The following is a 17,735-nucleotide window of genomic DNA, read 5'->3' on the forward strand; positions in this document are numbered from 1 at the left end:
CCTATTTCAACACAGACAAAGGTGGTGGGCACGCTTACGCTTCCGCCTTCGCTCTTCGAGCTACGGCGGACGAGCCGCTTTGCCCACCCTGCGAATCCCTTACTCCGCGGCCTCCGCATAATCGCTCACCGGCGGGCAGGAGCACACCAGATTGCGGTCGCCATAGACATTGTCGACGCGCCCCACAGGGCTCCAATATTTGTCGGTGCGTGAGCTGCCTGCGGGGAAGCAGCCCTCGGCGCGGGTGTAGGCGCGATTCCACGCATCATCCGCGATGTCATGCACGGTGTGCGGAGCATGACGCAGCGGCGAGGCCTCGATCTTGAATCGGCCGGCCTCGACCTCGGCGATCTCCTTGCGGATCGCGATCATGGCGTCGCAGAACCGGTCCAGCTCGGCCTTCGATTCCGACTCGGTCGGCTCGATCATCAGCGTGCCCGGCACCGGGAAGCTCATGGTCGGCGCGTGGAAGCCGTAATCGATCAGGCGCTTGGCGATGTCGTCGACGGTGACGCCGCTGGTTGTCTTCAGCGCGCGGGGGTCGACGATGCACTCATGCGCGACGCGGCCCTTCTCGTTCTTGTAGAGCACCGGGAAGTGCGCATCGAGCCTGGCCGCGATGTAGTTGGCGTTGAGGATCGCAATCTCGGTGGCGCGCTTCAGGCCTTCGCCGCCCATCATCAGGATGTAGATGTAGGAGATGGTCAGGATCGAGGCCGAGCCGAACGGTGCGGCCGAGACCGGCCCCACCGGTGCATCGCCCTGCGTCGCCGGATGGCCGGGGAGGAACGGCTTAAGATGCGCCTTAACGCCGATCGGACCCATGCCGGGGCCGCCGCCGCCATGCGGGATGCAGAAGGTCTTGTGCAGATTGAGATGGCTGACATCGGCGCCGTAATCGCCGGGCCGTGAGAGACCGACCTGCGCGTTGAGGTTGGCGCCATCCAGATACACCTGGCCGCCGTGGCCGTGGACGATGTCGCAGATCTCGCGAATGTGCTCCTCGAACACGCCGTGCGTGGAGGGATAGGTGATCATGACCGCGGCGAGATCGTTCGCGTGCTTTTCCGCCTTGGCGCGGAGATCATTGACGTCGACGTCGCCGTTCTTCTCGCAGGCGACCACCACCACGTCCATGCCGACCATCGCGGCCGAGGCCGGATTGGTGCCGTGGGCGGAGGAGGGGATCAGGCAGATTTTCCGGTGGCTCTGCCCACGCGCCGCGTGATAGCCGCGGATCGCAAGCAAGCCGGCATATTCGCCCTGCGCGCCCGAGTTCGGCTGCAGCGAGATCGCGTCATAGCCGGTGATGTCGCACAGCCATTGTTCCAGCCGCGCGAACAGCGCGTGATAGCCGCGTGCCTGCTCGCGTGGAGCGAACGGATGCAGCGAGCCGAATTCCGGCCAGGTCAGCGGCATCATCTCGGTGGTCGCGTTCAGCTTCATGGTGCAGGACCCCAGCGGGATCATCGCGCGGTCGAGCGCGAGGTCGCGGTCGCTGAGCTTGCGCATGTAGCGCAGCATCTCGGTCTCCGAGCGATGCGCGTGGAACACCGGATGGGTGAGGAAGCCGGTGGTGCGCTTCAGCGCCTCCGGCAGCGCTTCGCGCGTGGTGGCATCGATCTCGGCATAGGCAAGCGTGCCGCCGAAGGCGCGCCAGACGGCTTCGACCGTCGCGGGCGTGGTGGTCTCGTCGAGCGCGATGCGCAAGTCGGCATCACCGACGCCGAGATTGATCTTTTCGGCAGCCGCGCGCGCGACGATCTCGGCGCGCTTGGCGCCGGCATCGACGCTCAGCGTGTCGAAGAAGCTGTCCGACTGCAGCGCAAAGCCGAGCTTGCGCAGGCCGGCCGCAAGCACGGCGGCACGGCGATGCACATTGCGCGCGATCTGGATGAGGCCCTCGGGGCCGTGATAGACCGCATACATCGAGGCGATCACGGCGAGCAGCACCTGCGCGGTGCAGATGTTGGAGGTCGCCTTCTCGCGGCGGATGTGCTGCTCGCGGGTTTGCAGCGCGAGGCGATAGGCCGGCATCCCGCGCGAATCCACGGAGAGGCCGACGATGCGGCCGGGCAGCGAGCGCTTCAAGGCATCGCGCACCGCCATATAGGCCGCGTGCGGCCCGCCATAACCCATGGGAACGCCGAAGCGCTGCGCCGAGCCGATCGCGATGTCGGCGCCAAGCTCGCCGGGCGAGGCGAGCAGCGTCAGTGCCAGGAGATCGGCGGCCACGATTGCGAGTGCGCCCTTGGCCTTCAGGCTAGCGATCGCGGGCCGGAGGTCGCGCACCGCGCCCGAAGAGCCCGGATATTGCAGCAGCGCGCCGAGCACGTCTGATGTGTCGAGATCGGTGAGGGGATCGCCGACTACCAGATGCCAGCCGAGCGGTTCGGCGCGGGTGCGCATCACCGCCAGCGTCTGCGGATGCACGTCCTTGTCGACGAAGAAGGCCTTTGCCTTGACCTGCGAGTGCCGCTCGGCGAGCGCCATGGCTTCGGCCGCTGCGGTTGCTTCATCGAGCAGCGAGGCGTTGGCAACGTCGAGCCCGGTGAGGTCGCAGATCATGGTCTGGAAGTTGAGCAGCGCCTCCAGCCGGCCCTGGCTGATCTCGGGCTGATAGGGCGTGTACGCCGTGTACCAGGCCGGGTTCTCCAGAATGTTGCGCTGGATCACCGCGGGCAGGATCGTGCCGGAATAGCCTTGTCCGATCAGCGAGGTGAAGACCTGGTTCTGGGCGGCGAGCTCCGCCATATGCGCGATCGCCTCGGTCTCGCTGAGCGGCTTGCCGAGATCGAGCGGCGCGGCCTGCCGGATCGAGGCCGGCAGCGTCTCGGCCATCAGCGCGTCGACGCTCTTGGCACCGACCGTCTCGAGCATCGCGGTGACGTCGCGCGCGGAGGGGCCGATGTGGCGGCGAACGAAAGTGGCGGTGTCGCCGTTGGATTTGCGGTGCGCGGTCATCATGGGTCCTCGCTTTAGATGTCGTTGTCATGCCCCGCGAAGGCGGGGCATCCAGTAAACGCAGGCAGTAGTGATTGGGCCGATGGGCCGCGGCGTACTGGATCGTCCGCTTTCGCGGACGATGACAGGGAGTCCGTGGCGACGGCTCGGCTCATATCTTCACGCCGTATGGGCCTTGTACGCGGCTTCATCCATGAGGCCGCCGAGCTCGCCCTTGTCGGCAATCTTGATCTTGAAGAACCAGGCCTTGCCTTGCGCGTCCGAATTGACCAGCGCGGGCTCGCTCGCGAGCTCGGCGTTGGTCTCGAGCACTTCGCCGGTGACAGGCGCGTAGACGTCGGAAGCGGCCTTCACCGATTCCACGACGGCTGCGGCTTCCGCCTTCTTCAGCGCGCGGCCGACCTTGGGCAGCTCGACGAACACGACGTCGCCGAGCTGGGACTGCGCATAGTCGGTGATCCCGACGGTGGCGACATCGCCGTCGATGGCGAGCCATTCATGGTCGGAGGTGTACAGCGTCGTGGTCATTGTCTTGTCCTCAGCGTTTGTAGGTGTTCTTCACGAAGGGCATGGCGGCGACGGTGAGCGGCAGGCGTTGCCCGCGCACCTCGGCGAAGATTTGTGTGCCGAGCGCGCTCGCTGCGGTGGGCACATAGCCCATCGCAACCGGTGCATTCAGGCTCGGGCCAAAACCGCCCGACGTGACCTTTCCGATCGGCTCGCCCGCGCTCGCGTCCGCAAACAGCAGCGCGCCCTCGCGCACCGGCGCGCGGCCCTGGGCGAGCAGGCCGACGCGGCGTCGGGACGCGCCGTGATCGAAATGAGCGAGGATCTTTTCGGCGCCGGGGAAACCGCCGGCGCGGGCGCCGCCGCTGCGGCGGCTCTTCTGCACCGACCATTCCAGCGCGGCCTCGACCGGCGTGGTCTCGGTGTCGATGTCGTGGCCGTAAAGGCAGAGCCCGGCTTCCAGCCGCAGGCTGTCGCGAGCACCAAGGCCGATCGGCATCACGTCGGGATTGTCCAGCAGCGTCCTGGCGAGGCGCTCGGCGTCGGCGGCGGGCACCGAAATCTCAAAACCGTCTTCGCCGGTGTAGCCGGAGCGCGAGACGAAACAGGCGAGACCGGCAACTTTGTGCGGGCCGGCGTCCATGAACTTCATGGCTGATACCTCTGCACATAATTTCGCCAGCGCCGATTCCGCCTTCGGGCCCTGCAATGCGATCAGCGCGCGGTCGGCAAGCTGCTCGATGATGCAGTCGCCGGAGAGATTCGCGCGCAGATGCGCCTCGTCTTCTGCCTTGCAGGCGGCGTTGACGACCAGGAACAGGTGATCGCCGAAGTTGGCCACCATGAGATCGTCGAGAATTCCGCCATCTTCATTGGTGAACTGGGCGTAGCGCTGCCGGCCCGGTGCAATCGCGACGATGTCCTGCGGCACCAGCCGCTCGAGCGCGCGGGCGGCGTCCTCGACCTTGCCCGACTTCGGCCTGAGCGCGATCTGGCCCATATGGGAGACGTCGAACAGGCCGGCGGAGGAGCGGGTATGAAGGTGTTCCTTCAGCACGCCTGCGGGGTACTGCACGGGCATGTCATAGCCCGCGAACGGCACCATCTTGCCGCCGAGGGAGACGTGAAACCCGTGAAGGGGCGTTTTTTTCAGGGAATCTTGGTCGTCGCGCACTGGCATTACGGGGCCCTCGGCGGTTCCCCGGGGACGATTCCCCGGAAGCAACCAGTCGAAGCCCCATCTGTCGCTGTGCCTGAGAGTATTATCCCGTCGGCGGACGCAGTCCGGACCTAAGCCCGCCGGCGCCTCTTTCCAGATGTCGTCAAAGCCACGCGGTCCTTTTGCCTGAGAGTTTCCGGGGCGGTTGCTCCTTCGGCGCCGGCACCAATGCCGGTCTCTCCCGACGTGGCCGTACGATACAGATGGGTACAGACCACAGGCCGGCCAAGCCTGTCAACGCGGCGCGAGCGCCTTTCAACGGGATTGCGCTGATACGGCAACCCACTGATCACGTTGCACAGTTTCTGGACAGCGAAGCTGGCCTTGTCTAAAAGCGCTTTGGCCCGCAGATATCAGCCCAAATCACCGGTTTGGATGGCAGTAAAGCGGGTCCTAAAGCGCGATGAGAGTCATCGCGCTTTAGCTCTTTGTTTGAGCATGATCTTTCCGGAAAACCGCTTCACACTTTTCCGGATCATGCTCTGGCACACCCGATTGGATGAACATGAGCGGCGTCAACGAGATCAGGTCGACCTTTCTGAACTTCTTTGCCGAGAACGGCCACGAGATCGTGTCGTCCTCGCCATTGGTGCCGCGCAACGATCCGACGTTGATGTTCACCAATGCCGGCATGGTGCAGTTCAAGAACGTCTTCACCGGCGTCGAGAAGCGGCCCTATCAGCGCGCCACCACGTCGCAGAAATGCGTGCGCGCCGGCGGCAAGCACAACGACCTCGACAACGTCGGCTACACCGCGCGCCATCTCACCTTCTTCGAGATGCTCGGCAACTTCTCGTTCGGCGACTATTTCAAGGAGCGCGCGATCGAGCTGGCCTGGACGCTGATCACCCGGGATTTCGGGCTCAAGAAGGACAAGCTGCTCGTCACCGTCTACCACACCGACGACGAGGCGGCCTCTCTGTGGAAGAAGATCGCCGGCTTCTCCGACGACCGCATCATCCGCATTCCGACCTCCGATAATTTCTGGGCGATGGGCGACACCGGCCCGTGCGGCCCGTGCTCGGAGATTTTCATCGATCGCGGCGACCATATCTGGGGTGGCCCGCCGGGCTCGCCGGAGGAGGATGGCGACCGCTTCCTCGAATTCTGGAATCTCGTGTTCATGCAATACGAGCAGGTGACGAAGGAGGAGCGCGTGGATCTGCCGCGTCCCTCGATCGACACCGGCATGGGCCTGGAGCGCATGGCCTGCATCATGCAGGGCGTCGACAGCGTGTTCGAGACCGATCTGTTCCGTCATCTGATCGACGCGACGTCGTCGGCGCTCGGCAGCGGGCCGAACGAGCAGACGGTGGCCTCGTTCCGCGTCATCGCCGACCACTTACGTTCCTCCGCCTTCCTGGTCGCCGACGGTGTGCTGCCCTCGAACGAGGGCCGCGGCTATGTGCTGCGCCGGATCATGCGCCGCGCGATGCGCCATGCGCAGCTGCTCGGTGCGAAAGAGCCGCTGATGCATCGCCTGGTCTGGGCGCTGGTCCGTGAGATGGGCCAGGCCTATCCCGACCTGATGCGCGCGGAGAATCTGATCGAGGAGACGCTGCGGCTGGAAGAAACCCGCTTCCGCAAGACGCTGGTGCGCGGCCTGGCCATCCTCGACGAGAAGAGCGCGTCCTTGAAGAAGGGCGACATGTTCGACGGCGACGTCGCCTTCACGCTGTACGACACCTATGGCTTCCCGCTCGACCTGACGCAGGACGCGCTGAAGTCGCGCGGCATCGGCGTTGACCAGGCCTCGTTTACCGACGCGATGGAGCGACAGAAGGCCAAGGCGCGCGAGTCCTGGAAGGGGTCTGGCGAGGCCGCCTCCGAGGCGATCTGGTTCCCGCTGCGCGAGAAGCTCGGGGCGACCGAATTCCTGGGCTACGAGACCGAGAGCGCCGAAGGCGTGGTGACCGCGCTGGTGAAGGACGGCAAGGAAGCCACCAGCCTCAAGGCCGGCGAGCTAGGGGCGATCGTGCTGAACCAGACGCCGTTCTACGCCGAATCCGGCGGCCAGGTCGGCGACACCGGCGTGCTGCTGGGAGAGGGCGGCATCAAGTTCCGCGTCACCGATACCCAGAAGAAGCTCGGCGATTTCTTCGTTCACGTCGGCACCGTCGAGAGCGGCGAGCTGAAGCTCGGCACCGCGCTGCAGCTCGAGGTCGATCACGGCCGGCGCTCGTCGATCCGCGCCCATCACTCGGCGACGCATCTCATTCATGAGGCGCTGCGCCAGGTGCTCGGCGATCACATCGCCCAGCGCGGCTCGATGGTCGCGCCGGACCGGCTGCGCTTCGACTTCGTGCATCCGAAGCCGATCACGGCGGAAGAGCTTGCCCGCGTCGAGGACATCGCCAACGACGTGGTGCTGGAGAACGACGAGGTCACGACGCGCGTCATGGGCGTGGACGAGGCCCGCGAGGCCGGCGCGCGCGCGCTGTTCGGCGAGAAATACGGCGACGAGGTTCGCGTCGTTTCGATGGGGCGGACCGCGCGTGAGCGCGGCACCAATGCGCTCGGCTGGTCAGTCGAGCTCTGCGGCGGCACCCATGTGCGACGCACCGGCGATATCGGCCTGATCACGCTGACCGGCGAGAGCGCGGTCGCCTCGGGCGTGCGTCGCATCGAGGCGCTGACCGGCAATTACGCGCGCCGGCACGCCAACGAGACCATGGCGCTGGCGAAGACGGCAGCGAACGAGCTGCGCACCTCGATCGACGACGTTCCGGCGCGCATCACCGCGCTGATGGATGAGCGCAAGAAGCTCGAGCGCGAGCTCTCCGATGCCCGCAAGAAGCTGGCAATGGGGGGCGGCGCGTCCGCCGGCAGCAATGGCGCAGCGAGCGGCGTGCGCGAAGTCGGCGACGTCAAGCTGATGGCGCGCGCGGTCGAGGGCATCGAGATGAAGGATCTCAAGAGCCTTGCCGACGACGGCAAGAAGCAGATCGGCTCCGGCGTCGTCGCCATCGTCGGCGTCACCGAGGACGGCAAGGCCGGCATCGTGGTCGGCGTCACCGCCGACCTGACCGCGCGCTTCAACGCCGTGAATTTGGTGCGCGTTGCGTCCGAAGCGCTCGGCGGCAAGGGCGGCGGCGGCCGGCCCGACATGGCGCAGGCCGGTGGCCCCGACGGCGCCAAGGCCACCGAGGCGCTCGCGGCGATCGAAAAAGCCATTCTCGAACAAAAATCGGCGGGTGCGTAAACGCCGATGCGCCTCGTTCCGCGAGGAATTGGGCTTCGCGATCCCAACTTGCGGGATCGCCTCTACGAATTGCTCGAGCACGATCCCTTGGCCTATTCGGCCGGATCGCGCTTCATCCAGCTGATCATCGGCGTCATCGTGCTCGACGTGGTCGCGATGATCCTCGCTTCGGTGCCGGATCTGGACGCGCGGTTCGACACGCTGTTCAGCACGGTCGCAGTCCTGGCCGTGATCGTGTTCGCGCTGGAATATGCCGCGCGGATGTGGACCGTGGCCGGACATACCCAGCGCAAGGCGTCCGCGCTGTCCGACCGGCTCTCTTATGCCTTCTCCGCGCTCGGCATCATCGATCTCATGGCGTTCCTGCCCGCTGCGATCGTGCTCGCCACGGGCCGGCACGCGACGCTGGCCGGGCTCGGCGTGCTGCCGTTCTTCAAGCTGATACGGTACTCGCCGGCGATGCGCTCGCTGCTCGCCGCCGTGCATGCCGAGCGGCGCGCGCTGATCGGCTGCATCGTCATCCTGATCGGTGCGGTGCTGACGTTTGCCTCGCTGCTCTACGCTATCGAGCGCGACGTGCAGCCGGACAAGCTCGGCACCATCCCGCAGGCGATGTGGTGGGCGATCGTGACGCTCGGCACCGTCGGCTATGGCGACGTCGTGCCGGTGACGGCGCTCGGCAAGTTCATCTCCGTCTTCACCATCATCGCGGGCTTTGCCATGATCGCGCTGCCGGTCGCGATCATCTCCACCGCCTTTGCCGAGGAGGTGAAGCGGCGCGACTTCGTGGTGACGTGGGGCATGCTGGCGCGGGTGCCGCTGTTCTCGCATCTGTCGGCCTCGGAGATCGCCGACATCATGCGGCTGCTCCGCGCGCGCACCATCGAGCAGGGCGAGGTCCTGGTTCGCCGCGGCGATGCCGCCTCATCGATGTATTTCATCACCGCCGGTGAGGTCGAGATCGCGCTGCCGAGCCAGCAGGTGCGGCTCACCGACGGCACCTTCTTCGGCGAGATCGCGCTGCTGCACAAAACGAAACGCAGCGGCACGGTCACGGCGACGCGCAAGACCCGGCTGCTCGTGCTCGACGCCCAGGATTTTCATGCCCTGATCGAGCGCATGCCGACGCTGGCCGAGCACGTCCATACCACCGCCAAGGCGCGGCTCGCCGACACCGGCGATCTCGCGCCGGCCGAACTGGCGCAGGCCGAACCGGAAGAGGGCCCCGGCGCGTAGCCGTCACGCCCGGTCGAGGAAGGGCGCCACGACCTCGCGCGTCTCCTTGCTGGGCACCACAGGCACGATCTCGAAGGTCATGCCATTGCCCTGGCAGTTCAGCACCCATTCCTGCAGCAGGCGGGCGTCGTCGCATTCCATCAGCTGGAAGCAGCGGTCGAAATTGGGCTCGATCCAGCTGCCGAGATATTTGAGGCCATCAGGGAATTTGACGCCTTCATCGCGCACCCGGCGGTAGACCGGGATGGGGTCGCGATCCCTAAAGCGTTCGATCACCATGAAGAGCATCGGCCTCAGCCCTTCTTCAGGAAAACATAATCCGCCGAGTAGGGCGCGCTCTTGAAATCGCCGGCCTTGTCGCATGCGCCGTCGAGCTTGCCGCCATGGGTGTTGATGCGCTGGACGGTGGTGACAGGCGTCAGCACGCCGCTGCCGCGGCGGGAGGCGACGTCCAGCTTCAGCCAGGGGATATCGGCGGCCGTCGCACCCGGTGCGTTGCCGATCGCCTTGCCGACCACGGCGCTACCGTCGGCGTGCTCCCAGTTCGGCCCGGCATAGTGGCGGCCGATGGTCTTGCCCTCGGAGAGCAAGGTCGCGACCGGTTCGCGAAAGACCCAGGCAAGCTTGCCGTCGGCGGCCGCCTTGCACTCATAGACCTGCGCGCCCTCGGCGTGAACGCTGAGCACGACGGTCTCGCCCGGTGCGGCGATGGCGTCGGGCAGGGTCTCAGCGGCGGTGGCCGGCCCGATCAGGGCCGCGAGCAGCAGGGTGGGGGCAGCAAGCTTGATGAACATGGGGGTCTCCGCGAAAGCTCTCAAAAAAGAAACGGGCCGCGCTCAGAGACGCGGCCCGTGATGATGTCTGGCCCAGTCGGGCGAAATTGCGGACGGTGGCTTACGCCAACGCCTTCGTGAGGTTCTCGGCGACCTTGTCGAGGAAGCCGGTGGTCGAGAGCCAGCGCTGGTCGGCACCGACCAGCAGCGCGAGGTCCTTGGTCATGTAGCCTTCCTCGACGGTGTCGACGCAGACCTTCTCGAGCGTCGCGGCGAACTTGGCGAGCGCCGGGTTGTTGTCGAGCTTGGCGCGGTGCGACAGGCCACGGGTCCAGGCGAAGATCGACGCGATCGAGTTGGTCGAGGTCTCCTTGCCCTTCTGGTGCTCGCGGTAGTGGCGGGTCACCGTGCCGTGGGCGGCTTCGGCTTCCACCGTCTTGCCGTCGGGGGTGAGCAGCACCGAGGTCATCAGGCCGAGCGAGCCGTAGCCCTGCGCGACGGTGTCGGACTGCACGTCGCCGTCGTAGTTCTTACAGGCCCAGACATAGCCGCCGGACCATTTCAGTGCCGAGGCCACCATGTCGTCGATCAGGCGGTGCTCGTAGGTCAGGCCCTTGGCCTCGAATTCCTTCTTGAACTCGCGGTCGTAGATGTCCTGGAAGATGTCCTTGAAGCGGCCGTCATAGACCTTGAGGATGGTGTTCTTGGTCGACAGATAGACCGGGTAGTTGCGCAGCAGGCCGTAGTTCAGCGAGGCGCGGGCGAAGTCGATGATGGAATCGTCGAGATTGTACATCTCCATGGCGACGCCGGCGCCCGGGGCCTTGAACACTTCCCTCTCGATCACGGTGCCGTCCTCGCCGACGAACTTCATCGACAGGGTGCCCTTGCCCGGGAATTTGAAGTCGGTGGCGCGGTACTGGTCGCCATAGGCGTGGCGGCCGATGATGATCGGCTTGGTCCAGCCGGGAACGAGACGCGGCACGTTCTTGCAGATGATCGGCTCGCGGAAGATCACGCCGCCGAGGATGTTGCGGATGGTGCCGTTCGGCGACTTCCACATCTGCTTGAGGTTGAACTCCTTCACCCGGGCTTCGTCCGGAGTGATGGTGGCGCACTTGACGCCGACGCCGACCTTCTTGATGGCTTCGGCGGCGTCGATGGTGACCTGATCGTTGGTCTGGTCGCGGTATTCCATGCCCAGGTCGAAATACAGCAGCTCGACGTCAAGGAACGGGGTGATCAGCTTGTCCTTGATGTACTGCCAGATGATCCGGGTCATCTCGTCGCCATCGAGTTCGACGACGGGATTGGATACCTTGATTTTTGCCATGATCGGGGAAGCCTCTCGGGAATGGCGCCGCTGGCGCCAAATTGAATATCCGCCGCCTCATAGCACCGGACCGCGGCCGGCGAAAGCCAAGTGATTATGCACTTTTAGCTCATCCAGCCTCCGCAGATGGGGGGCGGGAAGCGGCCCCGCTCCGGGGACGGGGGTGAAGTTTCAGGCGAGATTCAAAAGTCGAATCCAACCCGTTATTTCCCTTGAGAATTTTGTCAGGACAGGCAAACGACAGGCGAACGGGCGGCCGGCCCAAGACTGGGCTGAGATCGGGCCAAGACCGGCTTTGAATCAATTCCTGAAGAGGGCCTTGCCAAGGCCTTGAGAACCAGTGTGAAAGCGAAACGAGATGTCGGGGACTGACAAGAGCAAAGCGGGCCTTTCCCTCGACGGTCCCATCGTGATCCTGGTCGAGCCGCAACTGGGTGAAAACATCGGCATGGCCGCGCGCGCCATGGGAAATTTTGCGCTCGGCGCCTTGCGCATCGTCAACCCCAGGGACGGCTGGCCCAACATCGCCGCCCAGCGGGCTGCTGCCGGCGCCGACCACATTCTGGAAAAGGTCGAATTGTTCGACACGGTCGGGCAGGCCGTCGCCGACCTCGACCTGCTGTTCGCCACCACCGCGCGCCCCCACGACCAGGCCAAGCCGGTGGTGGGTCCCGAGGCAGCTGCGGCCGAGATTTCGGATCACGTCGCGACCGGGGGCAAGGCCGGCATCCTGTTCGGCCGGGAGCGCTGGGGGCTGACCAACGAGGAGGTCGGGCTCTCCAACCGCATCATCACCTTCCCGGTCAATCCGGGCTTCGCTTCGCTCAACCTCGCCCAGGCCGTGCTGTTGGTCGGCTATGAATGGTTCAAGCGCGCCACCTCGGGCGAGTTGCCGCACGCGATGCCGGAGCGATCCGAGCGCGCCTCGCAGCACCAGATGCAGGCCTTCTTCGACAATCTCATCCGCGAGCTCGACCGGGTCGAATTCCTGCGCCCGGCCGAGAAACGCGACACCATGCTGGTCAACCTGCGCAACATTTTCAGCCGGATGGAGCCGACCAAGCAGGACATGCACACCTTGCACGGGGTGGTGATGGCGATCGCGGAGGGGCGCAAGGGCCCAGCCAAGGGCGGCGTGCTCGACGGCGAGCAGGCTACGCGCCTGCGCGCGCTGCTGGCCGAGCACGGGCAGGGCGGCGGCGTCTCCGACAGCGGCTCGACCGTGCGCGGCCTCGCCCGCCTGCTCCGCCGCAACCCGACCGACGCCGAGCGCCTGCTCTGGCAGGCGCTGACCCGCGACCGCCGCTTCGCAGGCCAGTTCAAGCGCCAGACCCCGGTCGGCCGCCACATCCCGGACTTCGTCTCGTTCCCGCACCGGATCGCGATCGAGCTGGTGAACCCGGGCGAGGGCGAGACGATCGCGGCGGATCGTGCGGGCCGGCGGACGTGGCTCGAGGCGCGGGACTATCGGGTGATGGATATTCGCGCGGCGGATGTGGAGCGCGACATCGAGGCGGAGCTGGTGAGGTTGCAGGGGATGATCGAGCAGAGCGCGTAGGTCTCGTGGGGTGGATAGCCAAAGGCGTAGTCCACCAACTTCGTCCTGCATTCGCTGAAGCATGGTGGATTACGCTTCGCCAATCCACCCTACGAACCAGTCGCTTGGCCAGCCTTCATTTGCCCGCCTGATCAAGGAACACGTAGAGCGCCGCGATCCGGCCATCCTCCACGATGATGACGTCCCATCCCGTGTAATCAGGCGCTTCGCCGCGGGGCCCCGATGTCCAGGCCAGCCGTCCGGCGTTGTGAAGCGCCTGCGGCTCGCCTGTCGGCGTGTAGACGAAGTGGGGATGCGTGGCGCGCAGATCGCCGGCGAATCTGTCGATCGCCTCGCGGCCGACGATGACGCCGGGCGGGACATACAGGGCGGCGTTCTCGGTCCAGAGTTCGTCGATGGCGGCGCGGCGGCACTTGGCGTTGCCTTCGCCGAAAACCTCCTGAAGGTTGCGGTGAAGCAGTTCGTGGATACGATCCGCCGATTCATTGGTCCGGGTCATAGGTTGTCTCCAATTTCCATGAGCTGTGTTGGGGGCGTGCTTCAGATCTGAGCCTGACCGCCGTCGACGAAGAGTTCGACGCCGTTGACGAAGCTGGCTTCGTCAGAGGCCAGGAACAGCACGGCTTTGGCGATCTCCGCGGGCTGGCCGACGCGGCCGGCCGGGATGAGCCCCGCGAGATATGTCTTGGTGCCTTCCGCCTGCTCGCCGCCGCCGAACAGATGGTTCAGCGCGGGCGTCTCGGTGACGCCGGGGCTGACTGCATTCACGCGGATGTGCCGATCCTTCAGGTCCAGGATCCAGTTGCGCGCGAAGTTGCGGACGGCTGCCTTGGTTGCCGAATAGACGCTGAAGGCCGGCGTGCCCGAGATGCTGGTGGTCGATGCGTTCAGGACGATGGAGGCACCATCCCGGAGCAAGGGCAGCGCCTTCTGGACGGTGAAGAGGACGCCCTTCACGTTGGTGTCGAACGTGCGCTGATAGTGCTCCTCGGTGATCGCGCCAAGCGGTGCGAATTCGCCGCCGCCGGCATTGGCGAAGATCGCGTCGATCTGCTGGTGCTTCTTCTGAACGGCGTCGTAGAGCCGGTCGATGTCGGCGAGGACAGCCATATCGCCTTGCACGCCAGTGACGCGGCCACCGATCGATTTCACCGCCGCGTCCAGCGCGTCCCGGCGGCGGCCGGTGATGAACACCGAGGCGCCCTCAGCCGCAAAAGCCTTGGCGGTCGCAAGGCCGATCCCGCTCGTGCCGCCGGTCACCACCACGACCTTGTTGTTGAACCTGTCCGTCATCGTCCGTCTCCTTTGGAAGCATGTGGCGAAAGCGCCGATGCCCGTCGTAGATGCCAATGGAACGATGATGCGGGTAGCCGGCAGATATGGTACACAGCGTTCTATGAGGAGAACGATGAAGGCCAATCTGAACGACTTTGCTTATTTTGCCGAGGTGGTGGGACATGGCGGCTTCGCCGCCGCCGGGCGGGCCCTGCGCGAGCCCAAGTCAAAGCTCAGCCGGCGGATTGCCGGGCTGGAGGAGCGTTTGGGCCTACGCCTGATCGAGCGATCGAGCCGGCGCTTTCGCGTCACCGAAGTAGGGCAAGCCTTCTACGAACGCTGCCGTGCGATCCTGACGGAGGCCGAGCAGGCCGAGGCACTGGTGACGCAAGCGCAGGCCGAGCCTCATGGCCGCATCCGGTTCAGCTGCCCGACCGGGATGGTCGCAGAGATGTCCGGGCTCGTGTCGAGCTTCCTGATCCGGTACCCCAAGGTGCGCCTGCAACTCGTCGCCATCGATCGGCCGGTCGACCTGATCGAAGAGCGGATCGACGTGGCCCTGCGCGTTCGCTCCGTCCTTGTGGGCGATGCTGCGCTCACCATGCGCTCGCTGGGGACGTCCACGCGCATTCTCGTCGCGAGCCCGCAATTGGCAAGCCGGCTGCGAACACTGGATGATTTGAGCGCGCTTCCGACGCTGGCGACATCAGACGAGGACATCATGGTCGAGTGGCATCTCGAGACGGATGACGGGCGGTCGCGTGTTCTCAAGCACGAACCGCGCATGGGGTGCGGCGATTTTGGCGCGGTGCGTGACGCGGCGGTTGCGGGGCTCGGTATTGCGCTGCTGCCCGATCACCTCTGCCGCGAGGCACTTGGGCAAGGCAAGCTCGTCCATGTGCTCTCGGAATGGCGCGGTCACCGCGGCATGGTGCATCTCGTCTTCACGACACGACGAGGCCTGCCGCGGGCCGTTCGCGCGCTGATTGATCATCTGGCGGCGGGGTTCTCGAAGACATTGGTTTAGCTTTGGAGGGTGGGCAAGGCGAAGCGTGCCCACCATTGCGTTCGATGAAGCCGAGCCAGAATTATTGGGCACGGCGCTGCGCGCCCTTATCTACACTACGAGACCGTCATCCGCGCCCGAGCTGCACGTCGCGGTCGACTGCAATCCATGTCGTCTTCGCAACGGCCAGCAATTTGCCCGCTTCATCGTGGAGCGCTGCCTCGGCCATGCGCTTGCGGCCGTCGCGGCCAACGGGCCAGGCTGTGATGACGCAGCGATCGCCGGGGCGCGGCCGGGCTTCGATCCGCGCTGACATCCGTCCCAGGAGGAGCGGTGTCTTGTCGTAGGTGCCGCTCTGCTGATTGCAATTGCAGGCGAAGCCGGTGGGGCAGTCGAGCGCCGACCAGAGGAATTCAGCGGCGACAAAGCCGTCCTCGGCGGCGAGGTTCGGATCCGGCGTCCAGGTCGCCGCGAGAACGGCGTTCTCTCGCCGGCGGCTGAGCGGCCCGGCGAAGATCCGCAAGCCGTCGCCTTGCGCGCGCGCGGGACCGCAGACGAAACAGTTCGGCAGCGGATGCTCGTGCGGCTCGAACAGCGCCAGCAATCCGGCTGCGCGCGCGTCCTGCAAGCTGGCCGTCTCGAGCTGGCCGACCTCGACACTCACCGCTCGTCCTGTCGCAACGACCTTGGCGCCATCACGAAGCTCCCACGTGCCGTCGGCGGCCGCGGCCGCATCGAGCGGCTTGTCCAGGGGAGGCGGTGCGCGCAGCATCACCTCCGCAGCCCCGGGAATGTGGCGGGCGAGCCGGCCGCAGACATAACCGCCGTTCCCGGAGTTCGGGGGACCGCAATAGCGCCTGTCGATGATGATCGCTGTCAATGCTTGTTCCCTCTCTCGCCGTCCCCGCGCACTCTATCGGATCTTGAGCACAATTCGCCCCTGAACCGCGCGATTGGCGACGGCGCGCATGGCGTCCGCAGCGTCCTCCAAAGGGAGGACGCTGTCGATGTGCGGGCGGATGCGTCCTTCGGCGAGCAATTGGACCAGCGTGTCGTTCATGCGCGCGGCCTCCGCGGAAAACCTCTCCGCCCATGCGCCGACGAAGACGCCGAGAATGGAATAGTTTCTCAGCAGCGGCAGGTTCATCGGTATGGAGGGAATCTTGCCGCTGGTGAAGCCGATCGGCATCAGCCGTCCGCCCCATTTCATCGACCGGGCCATCTGCTCGAAAATCGCGCCGCCGACATTGTCGAAGCCGATATCGATGCCTTCGCCTGACGTGATCGACTTGATTCGGTCGCGCAGGTCTTCACTGCGGTAGTTGACGACATCGCTCGCATCGTAACCGCGCACCAGGGCCGCCTTGTCATCGGAGCCCACGCCTGCGATGACGCGCAGGCCGAGATGGCGGCTGAGGTCGACGGCGGCAAGACCGACGCCGCCGGTTGCGCCTGTGATGAAAACGGTTTCGCCGGCTTGCGCCCGTGCCCGCTCGACCAGTGCGTACCAGGCCGTGCCGTAATTGTGCAGGACCGTCGCGGCAGTTTCGAACGCGACGCCATCCGGCAGGCGCACGCTTTTCGATTCCTTGGCAATCATCCGTTCGGCGTAGCCGCCGGTCCAGCTGCTGCACGCCACGCGATCGCCGGGTGCGAATGTCGTGACCTTGTCGCCGACCGCAACGACGACACCGGATGCTTCCGTGCCGGGCACGAAGGGCGTCGGCGGCCGCATCTGGTAGAGGCCCGAGACCATCAACTGGTCCATGAAACTCACAGATGCCGCGTGGACGTCGATGAGAATTTCGTCACTGGCCGGCTTCGGCTCGTCGATTTCATCGAGGCGCAAGTCCGCAGGGCCAGTGAACGAAGTGCACAGAACCGCTCTCATCGGGGCGCTCCGAAAAGACGCGGCAGCAGCATGGGAACGCGCCGGCGATAGTCCTGATAGGTCGCGCCGAACTCGGCGATCAGGTCGCGCTCCTCGAACTGAAGTGCGACCAGGATGTAGGCGGTGTTGGCGAGTGCAAACAGAAGGTGGCCCACGGTCATCTCGGGCGTGGCCCAGAACGCGAGCAGAAAGCCGAGCATGATGGGATGCCGCACGATTTTGTACAGCAGCGGCGTCCTGAAGGACTGACCTGGTATCTCGCTCCCGCGGAATGCGACGATGGCCTGGCGCAGACCGAACAGATCGAAATGATCGATCATATGGGTCGAGGCAAAAGCGATCAGCCAGCCGAGCCAATGGACGCCGATCAGCAGCCAGGCCGCGATGCCGCTGGCCTGCCAGACCGGTGTCGGGATCGGACGCCATTGCCAGAACAGCAGCAGCAGGATCAGGCTGGAGAGCAGCACATAGGTGCTGCGCTCGTAGGCCGCGGGGAGGAATTTAGCCATCCGTCGTTTGAAGGACGGGCGCGCCATGATGCTGTGCTGGATGGCAAACAGGCTCATCAGCAGCAGGTTGACGGCGATGGCCTCGCCCAAATTTGCGGGGCCGCCCAAGTCGATCGACTTATCGATCGACTTGGGCACGACATAATTGCCGACGAAACCGAGCGCGTAGAGGAATGAAGCGGTGAAGACGCCATAGCTCACGATGGCGTAGAGCAGGATTGCGAGGCGCGCGAACATGGTTTTTCCTGTTGTGCCTGATGCA

At 65.4% G+C, this 17,735-nt stretch carries 15 protein-coding genes and 1 riboswitch; of the genes, 4 read left to right on the top strand and 11 right to left on the bottom strand.

The features are described 5' to 3' along the window. Positions 1–99 precede the first annotated feature (99 nt). From gcvP to gcvT, 3 genes are all read right to left on the bottom strand, one after another. Positions 100–2,964, bottom strand: coding sequence for an aminomethyl-transferring glycine dehydrogenase (gcvP, locus tag AC1RR3_RS11070; protein WP_492823144.1), 2,865 nt, complete (start codon positions 2,962–2,964; stop codon positions 100–102). Positions 2,965–3,123: 159 nt separating this feature from the next. Further along, positions 3,124–3,492, bottom strand: coding sequence for a glycine cleavage system protein GcvH (gene gcvH, locus AC1RR3_RS11075; protein WP_492822308.1), 369 nt, complete (start codon positions 3,490–3,492; stop codon positions 3,124–3,126). 10 nt (positions 3,493–3,502) lie between these two features. Next, positions 3,503–4,651, bottom strand: coding sequence for a glycine cleavage system aminomethyltransferase GcvT (gene gcvT, locus AC1RR3_RS11080; protein WP_492822310.1), 1,149 nt, complete (start codon positions 4,649–4,651; stop codon positions 3,503–3,505). 144 nt (positions 4,652–4,795) lie between these two features. Next, positions 4,796–4,884, bottom strand: a riboswitch (glycine riboswitch). Positions 4,885–5,195: 311 nt separating this feature from the next. Here gcvT and alaS point away from each other — a divergent pair. Together alaS and AC1RR3_RS11090 are read left to right on the top strand one after the other, a co-directional pair. Then, the gene (gene alaS, locus AC1RR3_RS11085; protein WP_492822311.1) at positions 5,196–7,892 is read left to right on the top strand and encodes an alanine--tRNA ligase; all 2,697 of its coding nucleotides are present in this window, start codon (positions 5,196–5,198) and stop codon (positions 7,890–7,892) included. 6 nt (positions 7,893–7,898) lie between these two features. Further along, the gene (locus tag AC1RR3_RS11090; RefSeq protein ID WP_492822313.1) at positions 7,899–9,128 is read left to right on the top strand and encodes a cyclic nucleotide-gated ion channel; all 1,230 of its coding nucleotides are present in this window, start codon (positions 7,899–7,901) and stop codon (positions 9,126–9,128) included. Between the two features lie 3 nt (positions 9,129–9,131). On the opposite strand, the gene AC1RR3_RS11095 is transcribed toward AC1RR3_RS11090, so the two are convergent. The 3 genes from AC1RR3_RS11095 to AC1RR3_RS11105 all read right to left on the bottom strand — a co-directional run bounded on the left by AC1RR3_RS11095 (position 9,132) and on the right by AC1RR3_RS11105 (position 11,234). Then, positions 9,132–9,416 carry a DUF3303 domain-containing protein gene (locus tag AC1RR3_RS11095; RefSeq protein WP_492822315.1) on the bottom strand — a complete coding sequence of 95 codons (285 nt, stop codon included), beginning with the start codon at positions 9,414–9,416 and terminating at the stop codon, positions 9,132–9,134. Between the two features lie 5 nt (positions 9,417–9,421). Beyond that, complete coding sequence (locus tag AC1RR3_RS11100; protein ID WP_492822317.1) at positions 9,422–9,922, bottom strand: DUF3455 domain-containing protein; 501 nt, start codon at positions 9,920–9,922, stop codon at positions 9,422–9,424. Positions 9,923–10,022: 100 nt separating this feature from the next. Further along, a complete protein-coding gene (locus tag AC1RR3_RS11105) occupies positions 10,023–11,234 on the bottom strand; it encodes an NADP-dependent isocitrate dehydrogenase (RefSeq protein ID WP_492822319.1) in 1,212 nt (403 codons plus the stop codon). Between the two features lie 358 nt (positions 11,235–11,592). Here AC1RR3_RS11105 and AC1RR3_RS11110 point away from each other — a divergent pair, with 358 nt between their 5' ends. Then, on the top strand, positions 11,593–12,792 hold the full coding sequence (locus tag AC1RR3_RS11110; RefSeq protein ID WP_492822321.1) for a TrmJ/YjtD family RNA methyltransferase: 1,200 nt from the start codon (positions 11,593–11,595) through the stop codon (positions 12,790–12,792). A gap of 115 nt (positions 12,793–12,907) precedes the next feature. Here AC1RR3_RS11110 and AC1RR3_RS11115 read toward each other — a convergent pair whose 3' ends face one another. Together AC1RR3_RS11115 and AC1RR3_RS11120 are read right to left on the bottom strand one after the other, a co-directional pair. Next, positions 12,908–13,291 (bottom strand): nuclear transport factor 2 family protein, encoded by a 384-nt coding sequence (locus tag AC1RR3_RS11115; protein WP_492822323.1) that lies wholly within the window; start codon positions 13,289–13,291, stop codon positions 12,908–12,910. Positions 13,292–13,332: 41 nt separating this feature from the next. Further along, positions 13,333–14,085, bottom strand: a complete 753-nt coding sequence (locus AC1RR3_RS11120) for an SDR family NAD(P)-dependent oxidoreductase (protein ID WP_492822325.1) — start codon at positions 14,083–14,085, stop codon at positions 13,333–13,335. Between the two features lie 115 nt (positions 14,086–14,200). Here AC1RR3_RS11120 and AC1RR3_RS11125 point away from each other — a divergent pair, with 115 nt between their 5' ends. Continuing rightward, positions 14,201–15,094: a LysR family transcriptional regulator gene (locus AC1RR3_RS11125; protein WP_492823145.1), complete on the top strand. Its 894-nt coding sequence runs from the start codon at positions 14,201–14,203 to the stop codon at positions 15,092–15,094. Positions 15,095–15,200: 106 nt separating this feature from the next. Here the strand turns inward: AC1RR3_RS11125 and AC1RR3_RS11130 are convergent, their stop codons facing one another. The 3 genes from AC1RR3_RS11130 to mddA are packed head-to-tail and all read right to left on the bottom strand — an operon-like array spanning position 15,201 to position 17,710. Next, positions 15,201–15,953 (bottom strand): hotdog family protein, encoded by a 753-nt coding sequence (locus AC1RR3_RS11130; protein WP_492822327.1) that lies wholly within the window; start codon positions 15,951–15,953, stop codon positions 15,201–15,203. 33 nt (positions 15,954–15,986) lie between these two features. Further along, complete coding sequence (locus tag AC1RR3_RS11135) at positions 15,987–16,964, bottom strand: NADPH:quinone oxidoreductase family protein (RefSeq protein ID WP_492822329.1); 978 nt, start codon at positions 16,962–16,964, stop codon at positions 15,987–15,989. Further along, positions 16,961–17,710, bottom strand: coding sequence for a methanethiol S-methyltransferase (gene mddA, locus AC1RR3_RS11140; RefSeq protein ID WP_492822331.1), 750 nt, complete (start codon positions 17,708–17,710; stop codon positions 16,961–16,963). Before mddA ends, AC1RR3_RS11135 begins: the two co-directional genes overlap by 4 nt. Between the last annotated feature and the right edge of the window lie 25 nt (positions 17,711–17,735).

It is taken from the genome of Bradyrhizobium sp. GW821-FHT13H05 (genome assembly GCF_058804065.1).